This is a genomic window from Pseudomonas sp. 44 R 15, assembly GCF_900004965.1.
GTDB classification, from domain to species: domain Bacteria; phylum Pseudomonadota; class Gammaproteobacteria; order Pseudomonadales; family Pseudomonadaceae; genus Aquipseudomonas; species Aquipseudomonas orientalis_A.
Map to the genome: position 1 here is coordinate 1 of NZ_CVTU01000095.1, position 7,045 is coordinate 7,045.

The window sequence follows — 7,045 nt, forward strand, 5'->3', positions numbered from 1 at the left end:
GCCTGAGATCAAAAGCAGATCAAGATCAAGAGCGGCTCGCTTCGCATCGTGGTTACGGTTGGGCGCTGCTGAGTTGTGTAGATACCTATGCCCCCGATGGCGTCAGTAGCCTGCCCCCAAACATGAAACTTTTGTCATCTAACCCAACCCCCTGCGACCAAATGCCACGGTTTACATGGCCTGCAGCACTGTTGCGTTTCCTGCAATGAATTGTTGCACGCAAAACCGGTTTACTTAGCAAGCTAACAAATCATATAACAAAGGCCTGCGACGACTTGCCGCAGATCAACCAGAGATTGGAGCAAGCAGATGACTGTAAAAGTAACTGAACGCGACGATGAACATATGTCCCACGAAGCACTAGGCCACGGGATTCACATCTGGGATGTACATCAACAAGATTTGCTGGTCGGCATGTTTCACAACGAGAGCGATGCTCATAATTATAAAAACGAACTTGAATCGCTTGAGATGAAACGCCAGGCACAAGGCTCCTGAAATTCCGAAATCGCGTAGACGTCCGGCCCACGCAGCCGGGCCGCCTGCAAACGAAAACCCCGCCTGTTGGCGGGGTTTGTCGTTTCTACAGCCTTACCACATCAGATCATCCGGGATCTGGTAGGCGGCGTACGGATCGTCCTCATCCGGCACCTGGCTTTCGGTCAGGAGGTTGAGCTGCACGATACGCTCCGGCGCGCGCTCCTGGATCTTCAGCGCGGCTTCGCGCGGGATCACTTCGTAGCCGCCGCCGTGGTGCACGATGGCCAGGGAGCCATTGCTCAGTTTATTGCGCATCAGCGTGTTGACCGACAGGCGCTTGACCTTCTTGTCATCCACGAAGTTGTAGTAGTCCTCGGTGGTCAACTTTGGCAGCCGCGAGGTTTCGATCAATTGCTTGACCTGGGCCGTACGGGCCTTGGCCTCGGCTTTTTCCTGCTGCTGGCGGTTCAGCTCCTGGTCGCGCTTGACCTTCTCGGCGTGCGCCTCGGCGGCCAGGCGCGCCTGAGTGTCATCGACCTCAGCCTGGCCCTTGTGGACCAGGCGCTGCTGTTTCTGCTTCTCTTTGCCGACCTGCTTGGCCTGCTTTTGATTGACCAGACCTGCTTTGAGCAACTGGTCGCGAAGGGAAAGGCTCATGGTGCTTACTCACTTGGGCAACTGCTCAACCGCAGCTGGATATAGTCTTTTCCTGGCGTTTGGCTTCGCCCCACAGGGCGTCCAACGTTTCGAGGGTGCAATCTTCTATGGGTTGGTGCGTGTCGCGCAATGCCTGTTCGATAAATCGGAAACGTCGCTCGAACTTGGCATTGGCACCGCGCAGCGCGGTTTCAGGGTCGACCTTGAGGTGACGGGCCAGGTTGACCGCTGCGAACAACAGGTCACCCACCTCATCGGCAATCGCCACCGAGTCGTTATCGGCCATGGCTTCGAGCACTTCATCCAGCTCTTCGCGGACGTTATCCACCACCGGCAACGCCGACGGCCAGTCGAAACCTACTTGGCTCGCGCGCTTTTGCAATTTGGCGGCACGGGACAGCGATGGCAAGGCGGCGGGCACATCATCAAGCAAGGAAAGTTGCTCGGGCGCGTCGGATTTTTCCGCGCGCTCCTCGGCCTTGATCTGCTCCCAGCGCTGCTTGACCTGCTCTTCGCTCAACTGCGGGATATCCAGCGGTGCGTAAAGATCGCCGGTAGGAAACACATGGGGATGACGCCGGATCAGCTTGCGGGTGATGCCATCGATCACCCCGGCAAATTCGAAGCGCCCTTCTTCACGCGCCAGCTGGCTGTAATACACCACCTGGAACAGCAGGTCGCCCAGCTCGCCTTGCAAATGATCGAAGTCGCCGCGCTCAATGGCATCGGCCACCTCGTAGGCTTCTTCAAGGGTATGCGGCACGATACTGGCGTAGGTTTGCTTGATGTCCCACGGGCACCCGTATTGCGGGTCGCGCAGGCGGTTCATCAGGTGTAGCAGGTCGTCTAGTGAATACATCGATCTCTTTCCACTGAAGATCCAGTGTGGGAGGGGGCTTGCCCCCTCCCACATTATTTAACTGCGTTCACCCAGGGGTGCGATTGCGCCGCGTCTCAATGATGTTCGGCAGCTGGGAAATCCGCCCCAGCAACCGCCCCAGCGCGTCGAGCCCCGGGATCTCGATGGTCAGGGACATCAGGGCAGTGTTGTCCTCCTTGTTCGAGCGGGTGTTGACCGCGAGTACGTTGATCCGCTCATTGAGCAGCACTTGCGAGACGTCACGCAGCAACCCGGAGCGATCGTAGGCGCGGATGATGATGTCCACCGGGTAGGTGAGCACCGGCACCGGGCCCCAGCTGACCTGGATGATCCGCTCCGGCTCGCGCCCGCCCAGTTGCAGCACCGAGGCGCAGTCCTGGCGGTGAATGCTCACGCCGCGGCCCTGGGTGATGTAGCCGACGATGGCGTCGCCCGGCAACGGCTGGCAGCAACCGGCCATTTGCGTCATCAGGTTGCCCACGCCCTGGATCTGGATATCGCCACGCTTGCCGGGCTTGTAGCCGGTGGCCTTGCGCGGGATCAGTTCCAGCTGTTCGTTGCCACGCTCCGGCTCCACCAGTTGCTGGGCCAGGTTGACCAACTGGGCCAGACGCAGGTCGCCGGCACCGAGGGCGGCGAACATGTCTTCGGCGATCTTCATGTTGGCCTTTTCGGCCAGCTTGTCGAAGTCCACCTGGGGCAGGCCCAGGCGCGCCAGTTCGCGTTCGAGCAGGGTCTTGCCGGCGGCGACGTTCTGATCGCGGGCCTGCAGCTTGAACCAGTGGACGATCTTCGCCCGTGCCCGTGAGGTGGTGATATACCCCAGGTTCGGGTTCAGCCAGTCGCGGCTCGGCGTGCCGTGCTTGCTGGTGATGATCTCGACCTGCTCACCGGTTTGCAGGCTGTAGTTGAGCGGCACGATGCGGCCGTTGATCTTGGCGCCCCGGCAGTTGTGGCCGATTTCGGTGTGCACGCGGTAAGCGAAGTCCAGCGGCGTGGCGCCCTTGGGCAGGTCGATAGCGTGACCGTCGGGGGTGAAGATGTAGACCCGGTCCGGTTCGATATCCACGCGCAGCTGTTCGGCCAGGCCGCCGATGTCGCCGAGTTCTTCGTGCCACTCCAGTACCTGACGCAGCCAGGAGATCTTCTCTTCGTACTGGTTCGACCCGGCCTTGACGTCGGTGCCCTTGTAGCGCCAATGGGCGCAGACGCCCAACTCGGCCTCTTCGTGCATGGCGTGGGTGCGGATCTGCACTTCGAGCACCTTGCCCTCAGGACCGATCACCGCCGTGTGCAGCGAGCGATAGCCGTTTTCCTTGGGGTTGGCGATGTAGTCGTCGAACTCTTTGGGAATGTGGCGCCACAGCGTGTGGACGATCCCCAGCGCGGTGTAGCAATCGCGCATTTCCGGCACCAGCACACGCACGGCCCGTACGTCGTAGATCTGGCTGAACGCCAGGCCCTTGCGCTGCATTTTGCGCCAGATCGAATAGATGTGCTTGGCGCGCCCGCTGATGTCGGCATCGACGCCGGTGGCCTGCAACTCGGCACGCAACTGGCCCATCACGTCGCTGATAAAGCGCTCGCGGTCGAGCCGCCGCTCATGCAGCAGCGTGGCGATCTGTTTGTATTGATCGGGTTCGAGGTAGCGGAAGGACAGGTCCTCCAGCTCCCATTTGATATGACCGATGCCCAGGCGGTGCGCCAGCGGCGCGTAGATGTCGAAGACTTCGCGGGCAACGCGGTTGCGTTTTTCGTCGTCGGCGGTTTTCACCGCACGGATCGCGCAGGTACGTTCAGCCAATTTGATCAGCGCGACGCGGACGTCGTCGACCATCGCCACCAGCATCTTGCGCAGGTTTTCCACCTGGCCCTGGGTCCCCAGCACCATGGACTGGCGCGGGCTGAGGCTGGCACTGATGGCCGCCATGCGCAGCACGCCGTCGATCAGCTTGGCCACCACTGCGCCGAAACGCTGGCTGACGGTCGGCAACGGAATATGCCCTTCGCGCACGCCGCGATAGAGCACGGCGGCAATCAGCGAATCCTGGTCCAGCTTGAGATCGGCGAGGATCTCGGCGATTTCCAACCCGGTACGAAAGCTTGAAGTGCCCTCCGCCCACAGGTTCTTGGCCGCATTGTCCTGCTGTTCAGACTCACGAGCGAACTCGCAGGCTGCTTTCAAGGCTTCACGGTCCAGTGCCGGGTCGACACTGACGGCATGATCCAGCCATGCCTCGAGATTGATACTGCCGTCGGTGTTGATCGGCTGGTGTGCTCTCACCTGTACCATCTTGCTTACCTTCCCTACGACGCACCTTGGATGCGCCAAAAATCATCGCCGACCTTGCTGCAGATTCCCTGGCAGTTCACGGCCCTGGAGACTGCAGGCCAGTCGGATTAAACGGGCATCCTAGCCCGCTTCAAATAACGCCATGGCCTCGACATGCGCTGTCTGCGGAAACATGTCGAGGATCCCGGCACGCTTTAGCCGGTAGCCTTGCTTGACCAACTCAACCGTGTCCCGCGCCAGCGTCGCCGGATTGCAGGACACATACACCAGGCGCCTGGCCCCCAGGGTGGCAAGTCTGCGCACAACTTCCTGGGCACCGTCGCGCGGTGGGTCCAAGAGTACCGCAGAAAAGCCCTGTTTGGCCCATTCCGCGTCAGTCAGGGGCTGGGACAAATCGGCCTGAAAAAACCGTGCATTATGCAAATTGTTGCTTAGGGCATTCTGTGCCGCACGCTCCACCATGGTCTGCACGCCTTCCACGGCAACGACTTCGCGTACCTGCCTGGCCAGTGGCAGGGCAAAATTGCCCAGCCCGCAAAACAGGTCCAGCACCCGTTCATCGGGTTGCGGCGCCAGCCATTCCAGGGCCTGGGCGACCATCGCCTCGTTGACCCCGGCATTGACCTGCACAAAATCACCCGGCCGGTACGCCAGCTCCAGGTCCCACGCCTCCAGGCGGAAACCGAGCGCGTTACCCGGCTCGACCGGCTCCGGCTGGCCCTCGCCCTGCAGCCACAACTGGGCATCATGGAAGGTGCAAAACTCTTTCAACACCTGCATGTCCGCCTCGGACAGCGGTGCCATATGCCGCAGCAACACGGCAATGGCCGTACCACTGAACAATTCCACGTGCCCCAACGCCTGAGGCTTGCTCAAACGGCGCAGCATGTTCGGCAGACGCTGCATGATCGGTTGCAAGGCCTGTACCAGTACCGGGCAATCATCGATGGCGATGATGTCCTGGCTGGCCACGGCGCGGAAGCCTACTTCAAGCTGCTTCGCCTTGGCATCCCAGCGCACGGCCACACGGGCGCGGCGTCGGTAGCCGAACTCCGGCCCGCTCAAAGGCGCAGCCCACGCTTGCGGTTCGACACCGGCCACACGGGACAATTGCTCGGCGAGCATGCGCTGTTTCAGCGCAAGTTGTTCGGCATGGGGCAGGTGTTGCACGCTGCAGCCGCCACAGCGGCCAAAATGTGGGCACGGCGCCGGACGGCGCAGTTCGCTGGCCGTGAACACACGTTCGGTGCGCGCCTCGACCACCTTGCCGTGGGCGCCCAGCACCCGCGCTTTGACCTCTTCGCCGGCGAGCGCACCGTTTACGAACCAGGTGCGCCCTTCGAAGAACACAATGCCGCGCCCGTCGTTGGCCAGGCGTTCGATGGTCAGGCGTTGTTTCTTGCCCACGGGAATCTGAGGGGCCCGGCTGCCGCCCGTCGGTTGAAAGCGCAGGCCTCTCTCGTGCTTGGCCATCAGTTGGGTTCGTCGAAGATGCCGGTCGACAGGTAGCGGTCGCCTCGGTCACAGATGATCGCGACGATCACCGCGTTTTCCACTTCTTTGGACAGGCGCAACATACCGGCCACCGCACCACCGGACGACACACCGCAGAAGATGCCCTCTTCACGGGCCAGGCGTCGGGTGGTGTCTTCGGCTTCACGCTGGGCCATGTCGATGATGCGGTCCACGCGCGTGGCGTTGTAGATCCTGGGCAAATACTCTTCGGGCCAGCGGCGGATACCGGGGATGGCCGCGCCTTCCATCGGTTGCAGGCCGACAATCTGAATCGCCGGGTTCTGCTCCTTGAGGTAGCGCGAATTGCCCATGATGGTGCCGGTGGTGCCCATGGAGCTGACGAAATGGGTGATGGTGCCCTGGGTCTGGCGCCAGATTTCCGGGCCGGTGCTGGTGTAGTGCGCTTCGGGGTTATCCCCATTGGCAAACTGGTCCAGCACCAGGCCACGGCCTTCGGCGGCCAGGCGTTCGGCGAGGTCGCGCGCGCCTTCCATGCCCTCTTCCTGGGTAACCAGGATCAACTGGGCGCCATACGCGGTCATCGCCGCCTTGCGCTCGGCGCTGCCGTTGTCGGGCATGATCAGCACCATCTTGTAACCCTTGATCGCGGCGGCCATGGCCAGGGCGATCCCGGTATTACCCGAGGTGGCTTCGATCAGCGTGTCCCCCGGCTTGATCTGCCCGCGCAGTTCGGCGCGGGTGATCATCGACAGCGCCGGACGATCCTTGACGGAACCGGCCGGGTTGTTGCCTTCAAGCTTGAGCAACAGGGTATTGCTGGTGTCACCCGCCATGCGTTGCAAGCGGACCAGGGGTGTGTTGCCGACGCAATCGGCGATTGTTGGGTACTGCAAGGTCATGGCGTATTCGCAATCCAGACTGCGGGGGCGGACATCATACCGGGAAAGGTCGGCGGGCCATATCACGCAAAGTGCGGTGCTTATGGCTTATAGGAATAAGGAAGAAGAGTGGTGCCTGTGAGGGCGCTATCGGGGGCAAGTCCCCTCCCACATTCGACCGCATTCTCATGTTGGAACGCTACCCACTGTGGGAGGGGCTTGCCCCCGATGGCGCCCTCTGGGCCGACCAGGATGTTGGATCAGATCGAGTACATATCCGTTTCTGCGGTCACGGCTGCTATGGGTTCCGCCCTTACGGCGGCTCACTTTTGAAAAGCGCAAAAGTAAGCAAAACGCTCTTGCCCCACCACTCGGCACCTC

Annotated in this window: 7 protein-coding genes; 2 read left to right on the forward strand and 5 right to left on the reverse strand. The window is 61.4% G+C overall.

The window, feature by feature from the left end; translation table 11 throughout:
- On the forward strand, positions 1-209 hold a 209-nt coding region (locus BFP93_RS29015), incomplete at its 5' end, for a hypothetical protein (protein ID WP_218061234.1).
- 100 nt (positions 210-309) lie between these two features.
- Entirely contained in the window at positions 310-498 is a 189-nt protein-coding gene (locus BFP93_RS15360; RefSeq protein WP_065893744.1) for a hypothetical protein, read from the forward strand.
- A gap of 93 nt (positions 499-591) precedes the next feature.
- Here BFP93_RS15360 and BFP93_RS15365 read toward each other — a convergent pair whose 3' ends face one another.
- From BFP93_RS15365 to cysM, 5 genes are all read right to left on the reverse strand, one after another.
- Entirely contained in the window at positions 592-1,137 is a 546-nt protein-coding gene (locus BFP93_RS15365) for a DUF2058 domain-containing protein (protein WP_057011833.1), read from the reverse strand.
- 25 nt (positions 1,138-1,162) lie between these two features.
- Positions 1,163-1,996: a nucleoside triphosphate pyrophosphohydrolase gene (mazG, locus tag BFP93_RS15370; RefSeq protein WP_065893745.1), complete on the reverse strand. Its 834-nt coding sequence runs from the start codon at positions 1,994-1,996 to the stop codon at positions 1,163-1,165.
- A gap of 67 nt (positions 1,997-2,063) precedes the next feature.
- Positions 2,064-4,310, reverse strand: a complete 2,247-nt coding sequence (gene relA, locus BFP93_RS15375) for a GTP diphosphokinase (RefSeq protein ID WP_065893746.1) — start codon at positions 4,308-4,310, stop codon at positions 2,064-2,066.
- Between the two features lie 120 nt (positions 4,311-4,430).
- Positions 4,431-5,783: a 23S rRNA (uracil(1939)-C(5))-methyltransferase RlmD gene (gene rlmD, locus BFP93_RS15380; protein ID WP_065893747.1), complete on the reverse strand. Its 1,353-nt coding sequence runs from the start codon at positions 5,781-5,783 to the stop codon at positions 4,431-4,433.
- A complete protein-coding gene (gene cysM / locus BFP93_RS15385) occupies positions 5,783-6,685 on the reverse strand; it encodes a cysteine synthase CysM (RefSeq protein WP_065893748.1) in 903 nt (300 codons plus the stop codon). Before cysM ends, rlmD begins: the two co-directional genes overlap by 1 nt.
- Positions 6,686-7,045: the final 360 nt, after the last annotated feature.

Coding starts and splice junctions, on each gene's coding strand:
- BFP93_RS15360 (WP_065893744.1), top strand. CDS start 310: ATGACTGTAAAAGTAACTGAACGCGACGATGAACATATGTCCCACGAA.
- BFP93_RS15365 (WP_057011833.1), bottom strand. CDS start 1,137: ATGAGCCTTTCCCTTCGCGACCAGTTGCTCAAAGCAGGTCTGGTCAAT.
- mazG (WP_065893745.1), bottom strand. CDS start 1,996: ATGTATTCACTAGACGACCTGCTACACCTGATGAACCGCCTGCGCGAC.
- relA (WP_065893746.1), bottom strand. CDS start 4,310: ATGGTACAGGTGAGAGCACACCAGCCGATCAACACCGACGGCAGTATC.
- rlmD (WP_065893747.1), bottom strand. CDS start 5,783: ATGGCCAAGCACGAGAGAGGCCTGCGCTTTCAACCGACGGGCGGCAGC.
- cysM (WP_065893748.1), bottom strand. CDS start 6,685: ATGACCTTGCAGTACCCAACAATCGCCGATTGCGTCGGCAACACACCC.